Here is a 19402-nt window from a genome sequence, read left to right as displayed (position 1 = left end):
AAGATGTCAAGAATAGGTAAAAGCCCAATTGTAATCCCTGCTGGTGTAACTGTAGAAGTTAAAGACGGTATTATTACAGTAAAAGGAAAAAAAGGTCAATTAGTTCAGGAGTTTTCGGACGTTAATGTAACTGTTGAAGGCGATCAAGTTTTAGTTGAAAGATCGTCTGATCATAAAGACCACAGAGCAAAACACGGATTATTTAGATCTTTGATCAATAATATGATTGTAGGTGTTTCTGAAGGTTTCACAAAAGAACTAGAATTAGTTGGAGTTGGTTATAGAGCTTCAAACCAAGGTCAAAAATTAGATTTAGCTCTTGGATATTCTCACAATATTGTTTTAGAAATTGCTCCAGAAGTATCTTTAGAAACAATATCTGAAAAAGGTAAGAACCCAATCGTAAAATTAACATCATTTGATAAACAACTTTTAGGACAGGTTGCTGCGAAAATCAGAGGTTTCCGTAAGCCTGAGCCATACAAAGGAAAAGGTGTTAAATTTGTGGGTGAAGTATTAAGAAGAAAAGCAGGTAAATCAGCTTAAAAAATAAGATTATGTCATTAACAAAATCTGATAGAAGACAGAGAATTAGATTCAGAATTAGAAAATCGATTAGTGGTACTGCTGCTAACCCAAGACTATCTGTATTTAGAAGTAACAAAGAAATTTACGCTCAACTTATTGATGATGTAAATGGAGTTACTATTTTAGCTGCATCTTCAAGAGAAAAAGAAATAGGAAAAGGTACTAACGTTGAAGTAGCTGCTGCTGTTGGAAAACTAGTTGCAGAGAAAGCGTTAAAAGCTGGGATCGAAACAATCACTTTTGATAGAGGTGGTTATTTGTATCACGGTCGTATTAAATCATTAGCAGAAGGCGCAAGAGCGGCTGGACTTAAATTCTAATATATTATGTCTAAATACAAAAATGTAGAATTGGTAAAACCAAGTGGTCTTGAACTTAAAGATCGTCTGGTAAGTGTTAATCGTGTTACTAAAGTTACAAAAGGTGGTAGAGCTTTCGGTTTTTCTGCTATTGTAGTTGTAGGTGATGAAAACGGAGTAGTTGGTCACGGATTAGGAAAATCTAAAGACGTTTCTGAAGCAATTGCGAAAGCAGTAGAAGATGCTAAGAAAAATTTAGTAAAAATTCCTTTGAATGGACAATCTGTTCCTCACGAACAAAAAGGTAAATTTGGTGGTGCGCGTGTATTCTTAATTCCTGCTTCTCATGGTACAGGAGTTATTGCTGGTGGAGCTGTTCGTTCAGTTCTTGAATCAGTAGGTATTCACGACGTATTATCTAAATCTCAAGGATCATCAAATCCTCATAACGTAGTTAAGGCAACTTTTGATGCTTTATTACAAATGAGAAGCGCTCACACTGTTGCAAAACAAAGAGGTGTTTCTTTAGAAAAAGTTTTTAAAGGTTAATTCAAGGAAATTATGGCTAAATTATTAGTAAAACAAGTAAGAAGCAAAATCAACTGCCCTCTTTCTCAAAAAAGAGGATTAGAAGCTTTAGGTCTACGTAAAATGGGACAAGTTGTAGAGCATGATTCAAACCCTGCTATCCTTGGTATGATAAACAAAGTTAAACACTTAGTTTCTGTTGAAGAAGCTAAATAACAAATACTGTTATGAATTTAAGTAACTTACAACCAGCTGAAGGGTCAACGCACAATCAAAATAAAAGATTAGGTAGAGGAGAAGGTTCTGGAAAAGGTGGTACTTCTGCAAGAGGTCACAAAGGAGCAAAATCTCGTTCTGGTTATTCTAAAAAGATTGGTTTTGAGGGAGGACAAATGCCACTTCAAAGACGTGTACCTAAGTTTGGTTTCACAAACATCAATCGTAAAGAATACGAAGGTGTTAATTTAGATACGCTTCAATTATTAGTAGACAATGGTGTGATTACTGATTCTGTTTCTATGACAGATTTCGTAGCAAATCGTCTAGCTACCAAAAATGAAATCGTTAAGATTTTAGGTAGAGGAGAATTGAAAGCAAAATTAAAAGTAACTGCCCACAAATTTACTGCTACTGCAAAAGCTGCTATTGAAGCTGCTGGTGGAGAAGCTGTAACTATATAACTTATCTATTAAGATGAAGAAATTTATTGAATCAATAAGTAATGTTTGGAAAATCGAAGAACTGAAAAACAGAATCTTAATTACATTAGGATTACTTTTGGTATATCGTTTTGGTGCACATGTAACGCTGCCTGGAATTGACGCAACTCAATTAACAGGTTTAGCGGGACAAACTAAAAATGGTTTAGGATCTATCCTAGACATGTTTACAGGAGGTGCTTTCTCTAAAGCTTCAGTTTTTGCTTTAGGTATTATGCCTTATATTTCTGCATCTATTGTTGTTCAGTTAATGGGAATTGCGATTCCTTATTTGCAAAAACTTCAAAACGATGGAGAGAGTGGTAGAAAAAAGATTAACCAAATCACTCGTTGGTTGACTATAGCTATTACACTGGTTCAAGGTCCAACTTATATCTATAATTTATACAGAACGTTACCTGGAAGTGCATTCTTACTAGGATTTAATTCACCTGAATTTTTGTTCTCTTCTGTTATCATCTTAGTTACTGGTACAATTTTTGCTATGTGGCTTGGGGAAAAAATTACAGATAAAGGTATTGGAAACGGAATTTCATTATTAATTATGGTTGGTATCCTAGCTCGTTTACCTCAAGCTTTTATTCAAGAGTTTACTACGAGAGTTACCAATAACAATGGAGGTCCAATGTTGTTAGTTATTGAAATTATTGTGTGGTTATTGGTAATCATTTCTTGTGTATTGCTTACAATGGCAGTACGTAGAATCCCGGTTCAATACGCTCGTCGTACTACAACTGGAGATTATGAGCAAGATTTAGCAGGTGGTAACAGACAATGGATTCCTCTTAAGCTTAATGCTTCTGGAGTTATGCCTATCATTTTTGCTCAGGCAATTATGTTTATCCCTGCAGCAGTAGCTGGATTGTCTAAATCAGACACATCACAATCTATTGTTGGTGCATTTAGTAATATGTTTGGTTTCTGGTATAATTTTGTTTTTGCAACTTTAATTATTGTATTTACATTCTTTTATACTGCGATCACTGTACCTACTAACAAAATGGCTGATGATTTAAAAAGAAGTGGTGGTTTTATTCCTGGAGTTCGTCCTGGAGCTGAAACTTCTGAATTTCTTGATAAAGTGATGTCTTTAATAACTTTCCCAGGATCTTTATTCCTTGCTTTAATTGCTGTGTTCCCAGCTATTGTTGTAAGTATTATGGATGTACAACAATCTTGGGCAATGTTTTTTGGAGGTACCTCATTAATAATTATGGTTGGAGTTGCGATAGATACTATTCAACAAATCAATTCATACTTGTTAAACAAACATTATGATGGTTTAATGAAGACTGGTAAAAATAGAAAAGCAGTAGCTTAATATATTTATGGCAAAACAATCAGCAATAGAACAAGACGGATCAATCATTGAAGCATTATCTAATGCGATGTTCCGTGTGGAGTTAGAAAATGGACATATTGTAATTGCTCATATTTCTGGAAAAATGCGTATGCATTATATCAAGTTATTACCTGGTGATAAAGTGAAACTAGAAATGAGTCCTTACGATTTGTCAAAAGCAAGAATTACTTATCGATATTAAAGGATATTCACTATGAAAGTTAGAGCATCAGTAAAAAAGAGAAGTGCCGAGTGCATTATCGTGCGTAGAAAAGGAAGATTGTACGTGATAAACAAAAAGAATCCTAGATTTAAACAAAGACAAGGATAATTATGGCAAGAATAGCAGGGGTAGATATCCCAAAAAACAAGAGAGGTGTTATAGCACTTACCTACATCTTCGGATTAGGAAAAAGTAGAGCTATTGAGATTTTAGAGAAAGCTCAAGTTAGCCAAGATAAAAAAGTTCAAGATTGGAATGATGACGAGATCGGAGCGATTCGTGATGCTGTTTCATTTTACAAAATTGAAGGAGAGTTACGTTCTGAAGTTTCTTTAAACATCAAACGTTTAATGGATATTGGTTGTTATAGAGGAATTCGTCATAGATCTGGTCTTCCATTAAGAGGTCAAAGAACTAAAAACAACTCTAGAACTAGAAAAGGAAAAAGAAAAACTGTTGCTAACAAGAAAAAAGCAACTAAATAATAAGTAATATGGCTAAAGCAACTGCAAAAAAACGTAAAGTTATCGTTGAATCAACGGGTGAAGCTCATGTTTCTTCTACTTTTAACAATATTATTATTTCTTTGACAAATAAGAAAGGTGAAGTTATTGCTTGGTCTTCAGCTGGAAAAATGGGTTTCAGAGGTTCTAAAAAGAATACTCCGTACGCAGCTCAAATGGCAGCAGAAGATTGTAGTAAAGTAGCTCTTGAGGCTGGACTTAAAAAAGTAAAAGTTTATGTAAAAGGACCAGGAAACGGACGTGAGTCTGCTATCCGTTCTATTCATAACGGTGGAATTGAAGTTACTGAGATTATCGACGTTACTCCAATGCCTCACAACGGATGTCGTCCTCCTAAAAGACGTAGAGTTTAATACTCAAAATTTATAGTATAACCTAGATTGAAAATAGATTATCGAAGGATAAGACCTGAATTCATAATCTCAATCTTAAACAATTCAAAATGGCAAGATATACTGGTCCTAGCACAAGAATCGCCCGTAAATTTGGCGAAGCAATCTTCGGAGATGATAAATCTTTCGAAAAAAGAAATTACCCACCTGGACAACACGGGATGGCTAAAAAAAGAGGAAAAAAATCTGAGTATGCTGTTCAGTTAATGGAAAAGCAAAAAGCTAAATATTCTTATGGAATTTTAGAAAAACAATTCAGAAATTTATTCGAAAAAGCATCAGCTACTAAAGGAGTTACTGGTGAAGTTTTATTACAACTATGTGAAGCAAGATTAGATAATGTTGTTTTTAGAATGGGAATTGCTCCATCTAGAAGAGGTGCTCGTCAAATAGTATCTCACAGACACATTACAGTAAACGGTGAAGTTGTTAATATTCCTTCTTACCACCTTAAGCCTGGTGATAAAGTTGCAGTTCGTGAAAAATCTAAATCTTTAGAGGCTATCGAGCGTTCTTTATCAAATTCAAGTCATGTTTATGAATGGATTACTTGGAACAATGATCTTAAAGAAGGAACTTTTGTTTCTGTACCTGCGAGACTTCAAATTCCAGAAAACATTAAAGAACAATTAATCGTAGAGTTGTACAACAAATAATAATTGACTTAGTCGAAATTTATGGCAATATTTAATTTTCAAAAGCCCGATAAAGTTATCATGATCGATTCAACCGATTTTGAAGGTAAATTCGAATTTAGACCTTTAGAACCTGGTTATGGATTGACAGTTGGTAATGCACTTAGAAGAGTTTTGCTTTCAGCGTTAGAAGGTTATGCAATTACATCTGTTCGTATCGAAGGTGTAGATCATGAGTTTTCTACTATTTCAGGTGTTGTTGAAGATGTTACCGAAATTATCCTTAATCTAAAGCAAGTACGTTTCAAACGTCAGATAGAAGATATCGATAATGAATCAGTTACTATTTCTGTTTCTGGTAAAGATCAATTAACAGCAGGTGATTTTCAAAAATTTATCTCAGGTTTTCAAGTTTTGAATCCAGACCTTGTTATCTGTAATTTAGATTCTAAAATCAAATTGAACTTCGATTTAACAATCGAAAAAGGTAGAGGATACGTTCCTGCTGAGGAGAACAAAAAACAAAATGCTGCAATTGGAACGATTTTTACAGATTCTATTTTTACTCCGGTAAAAAATGTAAAATATGCAATCGAAAATTTCCGTGTAGAGCAAAAAACAGATTACGAAAAATTAGTTTTTGAAATTAAAACTGATGGATCTATTAATCCAAAAGATGCTCTTACTGAAGCTGCTAAAGTTTTAATTCACCATTTCATGTTGTTTTCTGATGAAAGAATTACACTTGAGGCTGACGAAATTGCACAAACAGAATCGTATGATGAAGAGTCATTGCATATGAGACAATTGCTTAAAACTAAGCTTGTTGATATGGATTTATCTGTAAGAGCATTAAATTGCTTGAAAGCGGCTGAAGTTGATACACTTGGTGATTTAGTATCGTTCAATAAAAATGACCTAATGAAATTCCGTAATTTTGGTAAAAAATCTTTAACTGAACTTGATGAACTTGTTGCAGTGAAGAATTTAACTTTCGGAATGGATTTAGCTAAATACAAATTAGATAAAGAATAATTTACTTCATATTTTGCTCTCCATAGTGGATTGTAGCAAGATGAAGATAAAAAAAACACGTCATGAGACACGGAAAAAAATTCAACCACTTAAGCAGACAGACTGGACATAGAAAAGCTATGTTGGCTAATATGGCTTGTTCTCTTATCGAGCACAAACGTATTAACACTACTGTTGCTAAAGCTAAAGCGCTTAAACAATTTGTTGAGCCTTTAATCACAAAATCAAAAGAAGATACGACTCACAACCGTCGTATTGTTTTTGCTTACTTACGCAGCAAATATGCAGTAACTGACTTGTTCAGAGATGTAGCAGCTAAAGTTGGTGACCGTCCAGGTGGATACACTCGTATCATTAAAGTTGGAAATCGTTTGGGAGATAACGCTGATATGGCGATGATCGAACTTGTAGATTTCAATGAACTTTACAATGGAGGTAAAAAAGAAGTTAAAAAAGCTAAAAGCCGTCGTGGTGGTAAAGCTAAGAAAGCTGAAGGTACTGCTCCTGAAGCTCCTGCTGCTGAATCAGAATCGACTACTGAAGCTTCTGAATAATTATGAAAGTAATGATTCTATAGAAATCAAGGATAAGCTAATTTTTAGTTTATCCTTTTTTTTTGATTTTTTTTAGAAGAGTAAAATTTAACTTATTTCAGTGTCAAGGTTTTATTTTTATGAATGAAAAATTTAAAAAATCTTGGCAGCACTCTTTTAAAGAAGTAAATTTGCAAAATATCTAATTACAAATGAAACATCAAAAGTTTCATAAGACGATTAAAAACAATACAAATTAAAGAATGAAATACACAACACGACAAAGCGCCATTTTATTACTAAGTGATGGAACTATTTTTCATGGTAAATCTATCGGAATCAGCGGTAAAACTTTTGGTGAAGTTTGTTTTAATACTGGAATGACCGGATATCAGGAGATTTTTACAGACCCTTCTTATTTTGGTCAAATTATGGTTGCGACTAATCCGCATATTGGTAATTATGGTGTTAATGATTTAGAAGTTGAATCAGACAGCATCAAGATTGCTGGTTTGGTTTGTAAAAACTTTAGCTTTAATTATTCTAGAGAAGGTGCTTCTGGAAGTCTGGAAGATTACTTTACGAAACAAAATCTGATTTGTATTTCTGATGTTGATACAAGAGCTCTTGTAAGTTATATTCGTGACAATGGAGCAATGAATGCTGTTATTTGTACAGATGGAACTTCAATTGAAGATTTGAAAAAGGAATTAGAAAATGTTCCTGACATGGAAGGTTTAGAGCTGGCTTCAAAAGTATCTACAACTGAGCCTTATTTTGTTGGAGATGAAAATGCAACATATAAAATTTCGGCACTTGATCTTGGAATCAAAAAGAACATTTTAAGAAACCTAGCTAAGAGAGATTGTTATATTAAAGTTTTTCCATACAATTCAACTTATGAAGATTTGAATTCATTTAATCCAGATGGGTTTTTCTTATCAAATGGGCCTGGAGATCCAGATCCTTTATTTGGAGCGATTGAAGTTGCAAAGAAAATCCTTGCCGAGGATAAGCCTTTATTTGGAATCTGTTTAGGACATCAGGTAATTGCTTTGGCAAATGGTGTTCAGACTTATAAAATGTTTAACGGACATCGTGGGATTAATCATCCGGTAAAAAATATCATTACAGGAAAAGGTGAAATTACTTCTCAAAACCATGGGTTTGCTGTAAAGAAAGAACAATTAGATAATCACCCTGATTTAGAAATTACACATTTACATTTAAATGATGGAACTGTGGCAGGTATGAGAATGAAAAATAAGAATTGTTTTTCAGTACAATATCATCCAGAAGCAAGTCCGGGACCACATGATTCGTCATATTTATTTGATCAATTTGTTGAGAATATAAAACTGACTGTGTCTAAAACGATGTAGTTAATAAATAAAGGTGTTTAATAAAGAAAATACGTTTTTAATATTAAATATTTTTCTAATTTCGAAAAAAAATCTATAATCTATTAATAAAAAACAAAAATAATGAGTATTATAATTAAAGTTCACGCAAGACAAATTTTGGATTCCAGAGGAAATCCTACTATTGAGGTTGATGTAGTAACTGAAAACGGAGTTTTAGGAAGAGCTGCAGTTCCATCTGGAGCATCAACTGGAGAACACGAAGCTGTTGAATTACGTGATGGAGGTAAGGCTTATCTTGGAAAAGGAGTTTTGAATGCAGTGAACAATGTAAATACTGTTATTGCTGAGGAACTAGTTGGAACTTCTGTTTTTGAACAAAATACAATTGATCAATTAATGATCGATTTAGATGGAACTCCAAATAAATCTAAATTAGGAGCTAATGCAATTTTAGGTGTTTCTTTGGCTGCTGCAAAAGCTGCTGCTAACGAACTTGGGTTACCTTTATACAGATATGTAGGTGGAGTTTCTGCTAATACCTTACCTGTTCCAATGATGAATATCATCAATGGAGGTTCTCACTCTGATGCGCCTATCGCATTCCAGGAATTTATGATTTTCCCTGTAAAAGCAACTTCTTTTACACATGCTATGCAAATGGGAACTGAAATTTTCCACAGCTTGAAAAAAGTTTTACACGACAGAGGTTTAAGTACAGCTGTTGGTGATGAAGGTGGTTTTGCTCCAAATTTAGCAGGTGGTACTGAAGATGCTTTAGATACTATCAAATTAGCGGTTGAAAAAGCTGGATATACTTTTGGTGACGAAATTATGATTGCTCTTGACTGTGCTGCTTCTGAATTTTATGTAAACGGTAAATACGATTATACTAAATTTGAAGGTGAAACTGGAAAAATCAGAACATCTGAAGAGCAAGCTGATTATTTAGCTGAACTTGCGGCTAAATATCCAATTATTTCTATCGAAGATGGTATGTATGAAGATGACTGGGATGGATGGAAATATTTAACTGAAAAAATTGGAAATAAAGTACAATTAGTAGGTGATGATTTATTTGTTACTAATGTTGCTCGTTTGTCAACTGGTATTGAAAAAGGAATTGCTAATTCAATCCTTGTAAAAGTAAACCAAATTGGAACTTTGACAGAAACTATCGCTGCAGTAAATATGGCTAAAAATGCTGGTTATACTTCAGTAATGTCTCACCGTTCTGGAGAAACAGAAGATAATACAATTGCTGATTTAGCAGTAGCTTTAAACTGTGGGCAAATTAAAACAGGTTCTGCTTCTCGTTCTGATCGTATGGCAAAATACAATCAATTATTAAGAATCGAAGAAGAGCTAGGAAGTACTGCTTATTTCCCAGGATTAAACGCTTTCAAGATCAAATAATCATAAGAGTTATATGTTGAAAAGAAACCATTCGTGTTAACGAATGGTTTTTTTTTGGAGTTTTAACAAATTCATAGCAGGATTCTTTTTTTAGTTAGTCTTAAATTCCTTAGATTTGATAAATTATTATTTTATAGAATTATTTCCGATTATATTATGTCAAAAATAGCTACATTAGAAGTAGATGGTCAAAAAATTGAACTTCCGGTAATCACAGGAAGCGAAAATGAATCAGCTATCGATATTAACAAATTACGTGATTTAACAGGTATTATTACAATTGATCCGGGATATAAAAACTCTGGATCTTGTAAAAGTGAAATCACTTTCTTAGACGGAGAATTAGGAATTTTACGTTACAGAGGATATTCAATCGAAGACTTAGCTGAAAAGGCTAGTTTTTTAGAAGTTTCTTATCTTTTGATTTTCGGAGAATTACCAACAGCTCAGGAATTAGAGCAGTTTGAAAATGGTATTAAAAAACATACTTTGGTAAACGAAGAAATGAAAAATATCATTGATGGTTTTCCAAAAACAGCTCACCCAATGGGAGTTTTATCTGCTTTAACAAGTGCTTTAACAGCATTTAACCCAAAAGCAGTTAATGTAGACAATGAAAAAGAAATATACGAAGCCATTTGTAAAACAATGGGTAAATTTCTTGTAATTGCTACTTGGACTTATAGAAAATCTATGGGTTATCCATTAAATTATTACGATAACACAACAGGTTATGTAGATAATTTTATGCAGTTAATGTTTAAATTACCTACGGGGCCTTATTCAGCAAATCCTGTTGTAGTTGATGCTTTAGATAAATTATTTATTCTTCATGCAGATCACGAACAAAACTGTTCAACATCTACAGTAAGAATGGTAGGTTCGTCTCATGCTGGATTATTTGCTTCTATTTCTGCAGGAGTTTCTGCTCTTTGGGGGCCACTTCACGGAGGTGCAAACCAAGCAGTACTTGAAATGCTTGAGGAGATTAATAAAGATGGTGGAGATACGGATAAATTCTTAGCAAAAGCTAAAGATAAAAATGATCCATTCCGTTTAATGGGATTTGGTCACAGAGTTTATAAAAACTTTGATCCAAGAGCAAAAATCATCAAAAAAGCAGCTAAAGAAGTTTTGGAAACTTTAGGTGTTGAAGATCCGATTTTAGAAATTGCTAAAAAATTAGAAGCAGCAGCTCTTGAAGATGATTACTTCAAATCAAGAAATTTATATCCAAACGTTGATTTCTACTCTGGAATTATTTACAGAGCATTAGGAATTCCAACAGATATGTTTACTGTTATGTTTGCTATCGGAAGACTTCCAGGGTGGATTGCACAATGGAAAGAAATGCGTGAAAATAAAGAGCCAATAGGAAGGCCAAGACAAATTTATACTGGACATCCTTTAAGAGACTTTAAGTCTAACAAATAAAAAAACTAAAGCTTTACTTAACTGTAAAGCTTTTTTTATCTTTGTCAAAAATATAATAAAGTTATGTTGCAATTAAATGTAAAGAACGAAACTTCAAGATTGCGTGCTGTAGTTTTGGGTTCAGCCGTTCATAATGGGCCAACTCCTTCATTAGAAGAGGCCTATGATCCTAAATCATTGGAACATATTAAAGCCGGAACATATCCAATCGAAAAAGATATGGTTGCTGAAATGGACGCTTTTAATGCTGTTTTTCAGAAATACGATGTAACTGTTTATCGTCCTGAAATGATTGAAAACTACAATCAAATTTTTGCCAGAGATATAGGATTTGTAATTGATGATGTTTTCATAAAATCAAATATTTTACCAGATCGTGAACGCGAATTAGATGCAATTCAATATGTGATTGATCAAATTGATACAATAAAAGTTGTACGCCCGCCAGAAGAAGTTCATATCGAGGGCGGCGATGTCATGCTTTGGAACGATCATATTTTTATTGGTACATACAAAGGAAGCGACTACAAAGATTATATTACTGCCAGAACAAATATGTATGGCGTAAATTATATTAAAGAATTGTTTCCAAATAAAATTGTGAAAGAATTTGATTTGGTTAAATCGAAGTTAGAAGCTCGTGACAATGCCTTGCATTTAGACTGCTGTTTTCAACCTGTTGGAAAAGATAAAGGAATCATTTATAAAAGAGGTTTCCGTGAAGAAGCAGATTATTTGTATTTGGTAAATCTTTTCGGAAAAGAAAACTTATTCCATATTGAAAGAGAAGAAATGTATAATATGTTTTCGAATGTATTTTCGATTGATAAAGATGTTGTTGTTTCTGAGAAAAACTTTACCAGATTAAATAACTGGCTTCGAGCAAATGGTTTTACTGTAGAAGAAATTCCGTATGCTGAAATTGCAAAACAAGAAGGTTTATTGAGATGTTCAACTTTACCATTAATTAGAGACTAAAATAGTTGTTTCAAGTTCTAGGTTTCAGGTTTCAAGTTGTTGTAACCTGAAACTTGAAACCTGAAACAAAATAAAAATATAAAAAATGAAACAAACAACAAATGCAATCGTAATGATACGGCCTGTTGCTTTCAGAATGAATGAACAAACAGCTGTAAATAATTATTACCAAAAAGTATTAGATGGATTATTACCAAGTACAGTGAATGCAAAAGCACAGCAAGAGTTTGATACTTTTGTTGAAAAACTAAGAGCTGTTGGTGTTGACGTGACCGTAATTGAAGATAATTTGGAAACTGATACTCCAGATAGTATTTTTCCAAACAATTGGGTTTCATTTCATGAAAACGGAGATGTTGCTCTTTATCCAATGTTTGCAGAAAATCGTCGCTTAGAACGTCGTGAAGATATTTTAGATGCTTTGGAGGAAAAAGGTTTTGAGATTTCTAATATAATGGATTACACATCTGCAGAAGACGATGGTTATTTTTTAGAAGGAACCGGAAGCTTACTTTTAGATCGTGCCAATGCAAAAGCATATTGTGCATTATCGCCTCGTGCTGACGAAGAATTGTTTATTGAGTTCTGTGAAGATTTTGATTATGCTCCCGTAATTTTTGAAGCTTTTCAAACAGTTGATGGTGAACGTAAATTAATATATCATACAAATGTTATGATGTGTTTGGGTGAAACTTTTGCAGTTATTTGTGCAGATTGTATCGATGACAAAAAAGAACGTAAGATGGTTCTTGATAACCTTAAAGATGATAAAAAAGAAATTATTTTAATTACAGAAGATCAGGTTAATAATTTTGCTGGAAACATGCTGGAAGTTAGAGGGAAAAACGAAAAAAAATATATAGTTATGAGTGCATCAGCTCATCAAAGTTTGACTCCGAAACAAATTCAACAATTAGAAAAACATGCAGAGATTTTAAGTTCAAGTTTAGATACAATTGAAGCTTGCGGTGGCGGAAGCGCAAGATGTATGATGGCTGAAGTGTTTTTACCAAGAAATTAAAATTAGTCTATAAATTAAAAAAAGGGATATAAACACTAAGTTTTTATCCCTTTTTTGTTTTTGTATAAATATGGAAACATTTTAAAAATTTCCTTTTATAATATTTACGATCGAACTTACGATATATTGAATTCCGATAGAAATTACAATAAAACCAACAATTCTGGAGATTGCTACAATTCCTGATGCTCCTAAAATTCTTGCCAGATAATGTGCGCTTTTAAGAATAACAAAAATAACAACGGCTATTGCTAAAATTGCAAGACAAGAAAAAATGATTTCCTCCATTTGATGGTGTTCCTGATAAAATGCAATTAATAAAGAAATAGATCCTGGTCCAGCAAGCATTGGGATTGCTAATGGAGTTAAAGCAATATCATTTCTTTGCTGTACTTCGTTTTCAATTTTTTTATTGATCCCTCGTTTTTTATTGAATTTACCGGAAAGCAATGAAAAACCAGAATTAACAATCACGATTCCGCCTGCAATTCGAAGTGCATCAATACTTATTCCGAAAAAAGTTAAAACGTATTGGCCAATAAAAAAAGAAACCAATAAGATAATACCAACATTTATGGCAGTCCATAAAGAAATTCTAGAGCGTTCTTTTTGAGAATCATGCTGCGTTAATCCAACAAAAATGGGAACTGTCCCAATTGGGTTTAGTACTGAGAAAAGTGCAGCAAATAGGTAAATAAATAAATCCATATAATATTGGTTAGTCAAGTAAAAATAGTCAAATTTTAATACTTGCGTGTAAATTTATATTATGATATTATTTTTTACAGTCAATATTCTAAATCAATAGAATAAATTAAGCTCGTCCTTTTTGACTACTTTTGTGAAATATTCTAATATAATGAAAAATAAAAAAACATTGTTGCTTGGAGCAACCACAAAACCTGATCGTTATGCTTTTAGAGCAATAAATGCATTAACCCAAAAAGGGCATACTGTTCTTGCAATTGGACAAAACACTGGAGAAGTGGCAGGGGTAAAAATTCATACCAAAGCCGTTCCAGTTAAAAATATAGATACAGTAACTTTATATCTAAATCCTACTCGTCAGCGTGATTATTATAATTACATCGTTGAAGCACAGCCTAAAAGAGTAATCTTCAATCCCGGAACTGAAAATCCTGAATTATACCAATTATTAGAATTGAATAATATTGAGGTTGAAGTTGCATGTACTTTGGTTTTATTGGCTACGAATCAATATTAATTTTTTCGCGAGCTAATATCGACTATTCATTATATCTTTTATGGCTTCCGAAATATCGGGATCGCCATAAAAGAATATCGCTTTTATTGATGCTAAAATAAATTAAGTAATAATATATAATCTTTTGAATGCTGATTTTAGATGTGTCAAAGCCGGCTATACCATTAAAAGTATTACTTTTGTCGTCATGGAATTTTCATCAAAACTTATTGAAAAAGCGGTCAACGAGATGTCGCAATTGCCTGGAATTGGTAAGCGTACAGCATTGCGTTTAGTTCTTCATTTGTTAAAGCAGCCAAAAGAACAAACAGGATTTCTGTCACAAGCGTTATTAAATATGCGTGAAGACATTAAATTTTGTCAAAATTGCCATAATATATCCGATACTAAGATTTGTGAAATTTGTGCAAATACCAGCAGAAATCATCAAACGATTTGTGTTGTAGAAGACATACGCGATGTAATGGCGATTGAAAATACGGGGCAATACAGAGGGATTTATCATGTTTTAGGAGGCAAAATTTCTCCAATTGAGGGAGTTGGTCCAAGTCAGTTAAATATTTCTACTTTAGTTGAAAAAGTAAAATCAGGAAAAGTGGTAGAAATAATCTTCGCCTTGAGTTCTACAATGGAAGGAGATACCACAAATTTTTACATTTATAAACAAATAGCCGATTCAGAAATTGTGATTTCTACTATAGCAAGAGGAATTTCTGTTGGAGATGAATTAGAATATGCTGATGAAATTACACTTGGAAGAAGTATTTTGCATCGTGTTCCGTTCGAAAAAACTTTCAAAAGCAATTAAATGCCAGTAAATAATATATAGATTTCCTGAAAACTAAAGGAAAAACTATATTTGCGTTAAAATTTTCAAAATGACAAAAAACAGCCTCTATATATTATTGCTGATTAGTATATTATTTACCTCTTGTATTCCACTAAATGATCTTGTGTATCTGCAGGATAAAAATACTTCATCAGAGCAAAATAAGATTGCATCAGTAGAATCTAAGCCCTATAGATTACAAGCAAATGATGTTTTAAGTATTAATATAAAAGCGATTGATCCTAAATTAGTTTCTATTTTTAATGCTACAGAGACTAAAACAGAAGCAAAGTCAGAATCAAGTTTATATTTTGATGGATTTACAGTAGATGATCACGGGAATGTTAGAATTCCAATTTTAGGAGAAGTAAATGTCATTGGCTATACTCTTGAAGAAGTTCGCGTTAAAATTGAAAAAAAATTGCTTGAAGAATACTTTAAAAGCGAGGCCAATATTTTTGTTACAGTTAAATTGGCAGGTTTTAGGTATACTATAAATGGAGAAGTAGGGAGTACTGGTACAAAAACATTATTTAAGGATAATGTAAATATAATGGAGGCAATTGCGAATGCTGGTGATATTACTACTGTTGGTAATAGAAAATCAGTAACTGTTATTCGTCAAACTCCAACCGGAGTTCAAATGAATGAGATAGATCTAACGGATGTTAATGTGATGAAATCACCCTATTATTATTTACAGCCAAACGATTATATTTATGTAAAACCGTTGAAGCAAAAAACATGGGGAACTGGACAAACGGGGATTCAGTCTATAGGTACAATTATAACTTTATTGTCATTAGCTACAACAGTTTATTTGATAATCAGAAATTAAAAAATAATTTATTAAGATGTTAGATATAAAAGATTTTTCCATTTTTGAGAATCATTCAAACTTTGATTTTAAGGGATTTTTATTAAAAATCTTAAGTTATTGGAAATGGTTTTTGGCAAGTTTAATTATTGCTTTTACAATTGCATATCAGGTAAATATCCGAAAAGAAAAAATTTACGGAATGCAAACCATGATTTCTATAAAAGAAGAAAGCAATCCGTTTTTTACATCTAACACAAGTTTAGTTTTTAATTGGGGCGGAATTTCAGATCAGGTTAATGGAATTTCTACCATATTGCAATCAAGGTCACATAATGAGTTGGTTGTTGATAAGTTACAGTACTATATTGATTATCTTGAACAAGGAAAATACAATTTAATTGATTCATATGGAGCAGTTCCTTTTTATATTGATATTGATAAAACAAAAGGACAGCTTGCAAATACTTTAATTAGTATTAAATTTCTAAGTGAGAATGAATATCAAATTCAAATACCATTTGAAAGTAATTCAGTTTCGTTAATTACTTATTCTACCAATACTTATAGTAATACTTCTGTACAGCCTTTAACCTTTATTAAAAAATATAAAGTTGGAGAGCACGTTTCTCTGCCTTTTTTAAATTGGAAATTACAAATTAATGATAATCCCGGATTTTATAAAGGGAAAGAATATTTTGTAAAATTTAATGATTTTGACGGAACAGTTTCTCGTTACAAAGGAATAAGTGTAGATAGTGATAAAAATGGAGGGTCTCTTCTTACTTTAGGAATGCAGGGGACTAATAAAGCCCGTATGGTTGAATATTTAAACGCTACAGTTAAAATGCTGATAAAGATTCAATTAGATGGTAAGAATCAGTTTGCAACTAATACAATAAGATTTATAGACAGTACCCTTGTTGCTATGGAGGGGCAGTTGAAGGAGACTGGTAACGAATTGAAAACTTTTAGAAAAGATAAAAATATTTATGAAATTGAAGGAGGCGCTGCTAAGTTTTCAGATAAAATAATGGATTTTGATGTTGAAAAAGATCTAGTCACAAGAAAAATTGCATATTATAATTCTTTAAAATCTTATTTAAATAATAGCGTTGATTATTCTAGACTCCCGGCACCTTCTGTAGCAGGTATAGAAGATCCTAATATTGTCACAAATATCTCTAAGCTTATTGCCCTTTCTACACAAAGATCAGAGATGGCTTATGCCGTAAAAAGTGATAAAATTTTCAAAGATTTTGATAATCAAATGCAAGCTGTTAAAAGTGTTTTGTTAGAAAATATTATTTCTGCTAAAGCTTCCTTGCTTTATGACCTATCGCTGGTAAATGCAAAAATTGGACAGGCAGAAAGTACGGTTAAAAGACTTCCAGAAGAACAACAAGAGTTGTTGAAAATTAAAAGGAAATACGATTTAAATGATAATATTTATACCGAATTTCTTCAGAAACGAAATGAGGCAGAAATCGTAAAAGCTTCAAATTTATCAGACATTCACTTTATTGACCCTGCAAAAGATATTGGTGAAGGCTTAATTGGACCAAAAACTTCTGCTAATTATATCCTGGCTTTATTTTTGGGGATATTAATCCCGTTAATAATTGTATCTGTAATTTTCTTTATTAATAATTCAATTCAAAATACTGATGATATTAGTAAGTTGACAGAAATACCAATAATAGGAGTAGTAGGATTAAATAAAGACGCAGTAAGTTTAGCTGTGTTTGACAAGCCAAAATCTGCTCTTTCGGAAGCTTTTAGAGGTATACGATCATCATTACAATTTTTATATAAAAGACAACAGCTTTATGGTTCAAAAACTTTGATGATCACTTCATCTATAAGTGGTGAAGGAAAAACATTTTGTTCAATTAATATTGCCACAGTTTTTGCTTTAAGTGAAAAGAAAACAGTTATCGTTGGCCTGGATTTAAGAAAACCAAGATTAGCAGATGAATTCTCTTTAGTAAATCAACAATTAGGAGTTGTTAATTATTTAATTAAACAAAATACTTTGGATGAAATTACAAATTCAACACAAGTTCCAAATCTTGATGTAATACTTTCCGGACCAATTCCTCCAAATCCGTCAGAATTAATTCTAAGTGATGCAATGAAAGAGTTAATAGATGAATTAAAACAAAAATATGATTATATAATTCTTGATACTCCTCCAGTTGGTTTAGTTTCAGATGCATCAGAACTTGTTCAATATGCAGATGTTACTTTATATATTGTTAGACAGAATTATACAAAAAAAGATATGATAACGTTGCTTAATAATAAAGTAAAAAGAGGGGAATTAAGTAATACAAGTATCGTTTTTAATGGTTTCGAAAACAAAGCAAAATACGGTTCTACATATGGCTATGGATACGGTTACGGAGCTTACTCGAATGGATATCATGAAGAAGAGAAACAAAGCGGACTTTGGAACTTGATTTCTGGTAAATTTAGAAAAAAATAATTTTGAACAAATGAACATTTCAAATCAAAATACAATACTAATTACTGGCGGAGCTGGTTTTATAGGTTCGAATCTATCAGAACATTTTCTGGGATTAGGCCATAAGGTAATTTGTTTAGATAATTTTTCTACTGGCCATCGTCATAATTTGAAAGATATTATAGAGAATCCAAATTATAAATTAATTGAAGGCGATATAAGAAATATTGAAGATTGTATTTTGGCAGTTGAAGGTGTTGATTACGTTTTACATCAGGCGGCATTAGGATCTGTTCCAAGATCAATAAATGATCCTATAACAACCAATGGAGTAAATGTTTCAGGTTTTCTAAACATGTTAGTTGCTTCCAGAGATGCAAAAGTAAAACGTTTTGTATATGCGGCCAGTTCGTCGACTTATGGAGATTCTGAAGGATTGCCAAAAGTTGAAGATGTAATTGGGAAACCATTATCTCCTTACGCAATAACTAAATATGTAAACGAGTTATATGCTGAAATTTTCAGTAAAACTTATGATTTAGAAACAATTGGATTGCGTTATTTTAATGTTTTTGGAAGAAAACAAGATCCAGATGGAGCTTACGCTGCAGTAATTCCAAAGTTTGTTAAACAATTAATGAATCATGAAAGTCCAATTATTAATGGTGATGGTAATTATTCACGCGACTTTACATATATAGACAACGTGATTCACATGAATGAACTGGCAATAACGACTCAAAATCAATCTGCTTATAATACGGTTTATAATACTGCTTTTGGAGATCGGAACACATTAAATGACTTGGTAAAATATTTAAAAAAATATTTGTCTGAATTTGATCCAAAAATTGCTGATGTAGAGATTATATATGGCATAAATCGGGCAGGGGATATTCCGCATTCATTGGCAAGTATCGATAAGGCAAAAAGTCTTTTAGGATATAATCCGAAATATTCTCTTCAGGAAGGATTAAAAGAAGCAGTAAGCTGGTACTGGAATAATTTGAAATAAATAAAGATAATAATTATAGTA

Annotated in this window: 24 protein-coding genes; 23 read left to right on the top strand and 1 reads right to left on the bottom strand. The window is 32.5% G+C overall.

Going from position 1 to position 19402, the window contains the following annotated elements; genetic code table 11:
- Nucleotides 1-3 precede the first annotated feature (3 nt).
- The 18 genes from rplF (at nucleotide 4) to ctlX (ending at nucleotide 13028) form a co-directional block, all read left to right on the top strand.
- On the top strand, nucleotides 4-546 hold the full coding sequence (gene rplF, locus NLJ00_RS02160) for a 50S ribosomal protein L6 (RefSeq protein ID WP_053470829.1): 543 nt from the start codon (nucleotides 4-6) through the stop codon (nucleotides 544-546).
- Between the two features lie 11 nt (nucleotides 547-557).
- Nucleotides 558-908: a 50S ribosomal protein L18 gene (rplR, locus tag NLJ00_RS02155; RefSeq protein WP_053470830.1), complete on the top strand. Its 351-nt coding sequence runs from the start codon at nucleotides 558-560 to the stop codon at nucleotides 906-908.
- A 3-nt stretch (nucleotides 909-911) separates the two neighbouring features.
- Complete coding sequence (gene rpsE / locus NLJ00_RS02150) at nucleotides 912-1436, top strand: 30S ribosomal protein S5 (protein WP_085950926.1); 525 nt, start codon at nucleotides 912-914, stop codon at nucleotides 1434-1436.
- A 12-nt stretch (nucleotides 1437-1448) separates the two neighbouring features.
- Entirely contained in the window at nucleotides 1449-1631 is a 183-nt protein-coding gene (rpmD, locus tag NLJ00_RS02145; protein WP_017495010.1) for a 50S ribosomal protein L30, read from the top strand.
- An 11-nt stretch (nucleotides 1632-1642) separates the two neighbouring features.
- Nucleotides 1643-2095 (top strand): 50S ribosomal protein L15, encoded by a 453-nt coding sequence (gene rplO / locus NLJ00_RS02140; RefSeq protein ID WP_017495009.1) that lies wholly within the window; start codon nucleotides 1643-1645, stop codon nucleotides 2093-2095.
- A 13-nt stretch (nucleotides 2096-2108) separates the two neighbouring features.
- Nucleotides 2109-3455 carry a preprotein translocase subunit SecY gene (gene secY, locus NLJ00_RS02135; RefSeq protein WP_053470831.1) on the top strand — a complete coding sequence of 449 codons (1347 nt, stop codon included), beginning with the start codon at nucleotides 2109-2111 and terminating at the stop codon, nucleotides 3453-3455.
- A gap of 7 nt (nucleotides 3456-3462) precedes the next feature.
- Nucleotides 3463-3678 (top strand): translation initiation factor IF-1, encoded by a 216-nt coding sequence (infA, locus tag NLJ00_RS02130; protein WP_007136545.1) that lies wholly within the window; start codon nucleotides 3463-3465, stop codon nucleotides 3676-3678.
- A gap of 12 nt (nucleotides 3679-3690) precedes the next feature.
- Nucleotides 3691-3807 carry a type B 50S ribosomal protein L36 gene (gene ykgO, locus NLJ00_RS02125; protein WP_002987490.1) on the top strand — a complete coding sequence of 39 codons (117 nt, stop codon included), beginning with the start codon at nucleotides 3691-3693 and terminating at the stop codon, nucleotides 3805-3807.
- Between the two features lie 2 nt (nucleotides 3808-3809).
- A complete protein-coding gene (gene rpsM / locus NLJ00_RS02120) occupies nucleotides 3810-4184 on the top strand; it encodes a 30S ribosomal protein S13 (protein WP_012022478.1) in 375 nt (124 codons plus the stop codon).
- Between the two features lie 8 nt (nucleotides 4185-4192).
- The gene (rpsK, locus tag NLJ00_RS02115) at nucleotides 4193-4576 is read left to right on the top strand and encodes a 30S ribosomal protein S11 (protein WP_053470832.1); all 384 of its coding nucleotides are present in this window, start codon (nucleotides 4193-4195) and stop codon (nucleotides 4574-4576) included.
- 89 nt (nucleotides 4577-4665) lie between these two features.
- Nucleotides 4666-5271, top strand: coding sequence for a 30S ribosomal protein S4 (rpsD, locus tag NLJ00_RS02110; protein ID WP_029272055.1), 606 nt, complete (start codon nucleotides 4666-4668; stop codon nucleotides 5269-5271).
- 21 nt (nucleotides 5272-5292) lie between these two features.
- Complete coding sequence (locus NLJ00_RS02105; protein ID WP_008464329.1) at nucleotides 5293-6285, top strand: DNA-directed RNA polymerase subunit alpha; 993 nt, start codon at nucleotides 5293-5295, stop codon at nucleotides 6283-6285.
- A 62-nt stretch (nucleotides 6286-6347) separates the two neighbouring features.
- The gene (rplQ, locus tag NLJ00_RS02100) at nucleotides 6348-6839 is read left to right on the top strand and encodes a 50S ribosomal protein L17 (protein ID WP_053470833.1); all 492 of its coding nucleotides are present in this window, start codon (nucleotides 6348-6350) and stop codon (nucleotides 6837-6839) included.
- Nucleotides 6840-7081: 242 nt separating this feature from the next.
- Nucleotides 7082-8200: a glutamine-hydrolyzing carbamoyl-phosphate synthase small subunit gene (carA, locus tag NLJ00_RS02095; protein WP_256636085.1), complete on the top strand. Its 1119-nt coding sequence runs from the start codon at nucleotides 7082-7084 to the stop codon at nucleotides 8198-8200.
- 102 nt (nucleotides 8201-8302) lie between these two features.
- Entirely contained in the window at nucleotides 8303-9595 is a 1293-nt protein-coding gene (gene eno / locus NLJ00_RS02090; RefSeq protein ID WP_053470835.1) for a phosphopyruvate hydratase, read from the top strand.
- 156 nt (nucleotides 9596-9751) lie between these two features.
- The gene (locus NLJ00_RS02085) at nucleotides 9752-11029 is read left to right on the top strand and encodes a citrate synthase (protein ID WP_256636084.1); all 1278 of its coding nucleotides are present in this window, start codon (nucleotides 9752-9754) and stop codon (nucleotides 11027-11029) included.
- A gap of 63 nt (nucleotides 11030-11092) precedes the next feature.
- Nucleotides 11093-12007, top strand: a complete 915-nt coding sequence (locus NLJ00_RS02080) for a dimethylarginine dimethylaminohydrolase family protein (protein WP_256636083.1) — start codon at nucleotides 11093-11095, stop codon at nucleotides 12005-12007.
- An 85-nt stretch (nucleotides 12008-12092) separates the two neighbouring features.
- A complete protein-coding gene (ctlX, locus tag NLJ00_RS02075; protein ID WP_256636082.1) occupies nucleotides 12093-13028 on the top strand; it encodes a citrulline utilization hydrolase CtlX in 936 nt (311 codons plus the stop codon).
- A gap of 81 nt (nucleotides 13029-13109) precedes the next feature.
- Here ctlX and NLJ00_RS02070 read toward each other — a convergent pair whose 3' ends face one another.
- Nucleotides 13110-13736 (bottom strand): MarC family NAAT transporter, encoded by a 627-nt coding sequence (locus tag NLJ00_RS02070; RefSeq protein ID WP_256636081.1) that lies wholly within the window; start codon nucleotides 13734-13736, stop codon nucleotides 13110-13112.
- Nucleotides 13737-13887: 151 nt separating this feature from the next.
- Between NLJ00_RS02070 and NLJ00_RS02065 the strand changes: the two genes are divergently transcribed.
- The 5 genes from NLJ00_RS02065 (at nucleotide 13888) to NLJ00_RS02045 (ending at nucleotide 19381) form a co-directional block, all read left to right on the top strand.
- Nucleotides 13888-14253, top strand: a complete 366-nt coding sequence (locus NLJ00_RS02065; RefSeq protein ID WP_053470840.1) for a CoA-binding protein — start codon at nucleotides 13888-13890, stop codon at nucleotides 14251-14253.
- A 187-nt stretch (nucleotides 14254-14440) separates the two neighbouring features.
- Nucleotides 14441-15061, top strand: coding sequence for a recombination mediator RecR (recR, locus tag NLJ00_RS02060; RefSeq protein ID WP_256636080.1), 621 nt, complete (start codon nucleotides 14441-14443; stop codon nucleotides 15059-15061).
- A gap of 70 nt (nucleotides 15062-15131) precedes the next feature.
- Nucleotides 15132-15920 carry a polysaccharide biosynthesis/export family protein gene (locus NLJ00_RS02055; protein ID WP_256636079.1) on the top strand — a complete coding sequence of 263 codons (789 nt, stop codon included), beginning with the start codon at nucleotides 15132-15134 and terminating at the stop codon, nucleotides 15918-15920.
- A 16-nt stretch (nucleotides 15921-15936) separates the two neighbouring features.
- Nucleotides 15937-18387, top strand: coding sequence for a polysaccharide biosynthesis tyrosine autokinase (locus NLJ00_RS02050; protein WP_256636078.1), 2451 nt, complete (start codon nucleotides 15937-15939; stop codon nucleotides 18385-18387).
- A 10-nt stretch (nucleotides 18388-18397) separates the two neighbouring features.
- Nucleotides 18398-19381 (top strand): SDR family oxidoreductase, encoded by a 984-nt coding sequence (locus NLJ00_RS02045; protein WP_256636077.1) that lies wholly within the window; start codon nucleotides 18398-18400, stop codon nucleotides 19379-19381.
- Nucleotides 19382-19402: the final 21 nt, after the last annotated feature.

This window comes from Flavobacterium panici (assembly GCF_024499525.1).
Taxonomy (GTDB): Bacteria; Bacteroidota; Bacteroidia; order Flavobacteriales; family Flavobacteriaceae; genus Flavobacterium; species Flavobacterium panici.
This window is presented reverse-complemented; position numbering and strand designations above follow the sequence as displayed.

What these genes read in the sequence shown, in the direction of transcription:
- NLJ00_RS02045 (WP_256636077.1), top strand. Translation starts at nt 18,398, where the DNA reads ATGAACATTTCAAATCAAAATACAATACTAATTACTGGCGGAGCTGGT.
- ykgO (WP_002987490.1), top strand. Translation starts at nt 3,691, where the DNA reads ATGAAAGTTAGAGCATCAGTAAAAAAGAGAAGTGCCGAGTGCATTATC.
- NLJ00_RS02055 (WP_256636079.1), top strand. Translation starts at nt 15,132, where the DNA reads ATGACAAAAAACAGCCTCTATATATTATTGCTGATTAGTATATTATTT.
- NLJ00_RS02105 (WP_008464329.1), top strand. Translation starts at nt 5,293, where the DNA reads ATGGCAATATTTAATTTTCAAAAGCCCGATAAAGTTATCATGATCGAT.
- rpsD (WP_029272055.1), top strand. Translation starts at nt 4,666, where the DNA reads ATGGCAAGATATACTGGTCCTAGCACAAGAATCGCCCGTAAATTTGGC.
- rplQ (WP_053470833.1), top strand. Translation starts at nt 6,348, where the DNA reads ATGAGACACGGAAAAAAATTCAACCACTTAAGCAGACAGACTGGACAT.
- rplR (WP_053470830.1), top strand. Translation starts at nt 558, where the DNA reads ATGTCATTAACAAAATCTGATAGAAGACAGAGAATTAGATTCAGAATT.
- infA (WP_007136545.1), top strand. Translation starts at nt 3,463, where the DNA reads ATGGCAAAACAATCAGCAATAGAACAAGACGGATCAATCATTGAAGCA.
- rpsM (WP_012022478.1), top strand. Translation starts at nt 3,810, where the DNA reads ATGGCAAGAATAGCAGGGGTAGATATCCCAAAAAACAAGAGAGGTGTT.
- NLJ00_RS02085 (WP_256636084.1), top strand. Translation starts at nt 9,752, where the DNA reads ATGTCAAAAATAGCTACATTAGAAGTAGATGGTCAAAAAATTGAACTT.
- rpmD (WP_017495010.1), top strand. Translation starts at nt 1,449, where the DNA reads ATGGCTAAATTATTAGTAAAACAAGTAAGAAGCAAAATCAACTGCCCT.
- NLJ00_RS02070 (WP_256636081.1), bottom strand. Translation starts at nt 13,736, where the DNA reads ATGGATTTATTTATTTACCTATTTGCTGCACTTTTCTCAGTACTAAAC.
- eno (WP_053470835.1), top strand. Translation starts at nt 8,303, where the DNA reads ATGAGTATTATAATTAAAGTTCACGCAAGACAAATTTTGGATTCCAGA.
- rpsK (WP_053470832.1), top strand. Translation starts at nt 4,193, where the DNA reads ATGGCTAAAGCAACTGCAAAAAAACGTAAAGTTATCGTTGAATCAACG.
- ctlX (WP_256636082.1), top strand. Translation starts at nt 12,093, where the DNA reads ATGAAACAAACAACAAATGCAATCGTAATGATACGGCCTGTTGCTTTC.
- recR (WP_256636080.1), top strand. Translation starts at nt 14,441, where the DNA reads ATGGAATTTTCATCAAAACTTATTGAAAAAGCGGTCAACGAGATGTCG.
- carA (WP_256636085.1), top strand. Translation starts at nt 7,082, where the DNA reads ATGAAATACACAACACGACAAAGCGCCATTTTATTACTAAGTGATGGA.
- NLJ00_RS02080 (WP_256636083.1), top strand. Translation starts at nt 11,093, where the DNA reads ATGTTGCAATTAAATGTAAAGAACGAAACTTCAAGATTGCGTGCTGTA.
- NLJ00_RS02050 (WP_256636078.1), top strand. Translation starts at nt 15,937, where the DNA reads ATGTTAGATATAAAAGATTTTTCCATTTTTGAGAATCATTCAAACTTT.
- NLJ00_RS02065 (WP_053470840.1), top strand. Translation starts at nt 13,888, where the DNA reads ATGAAAAATAAAAAAACATTGTTGCTTGGAGCAACCACAAAACCTGAT.
- rplO (WP_017495009.1), top strand. Translation starts at nt 1,643, where the DNA reads ATGAATTTAAGTAACTTACAACCAGCTGAAGGGTCAACGCACAATCAA.
- secY (WP_053470831.1), top strand. Translation starts at nt 2,109, where the DNA reads ATGAAGAAATTTATTGAATCAATAAGTAATGTTTGGAAAATCGAAGAA.
- rplF (WP_053470829.1), top strand. Translation starts at nt 4, where the DNA reads ATGTCAAGAATAGGTAAAAGCCCAATTGTAATCCCTGCTGGTGTAACT.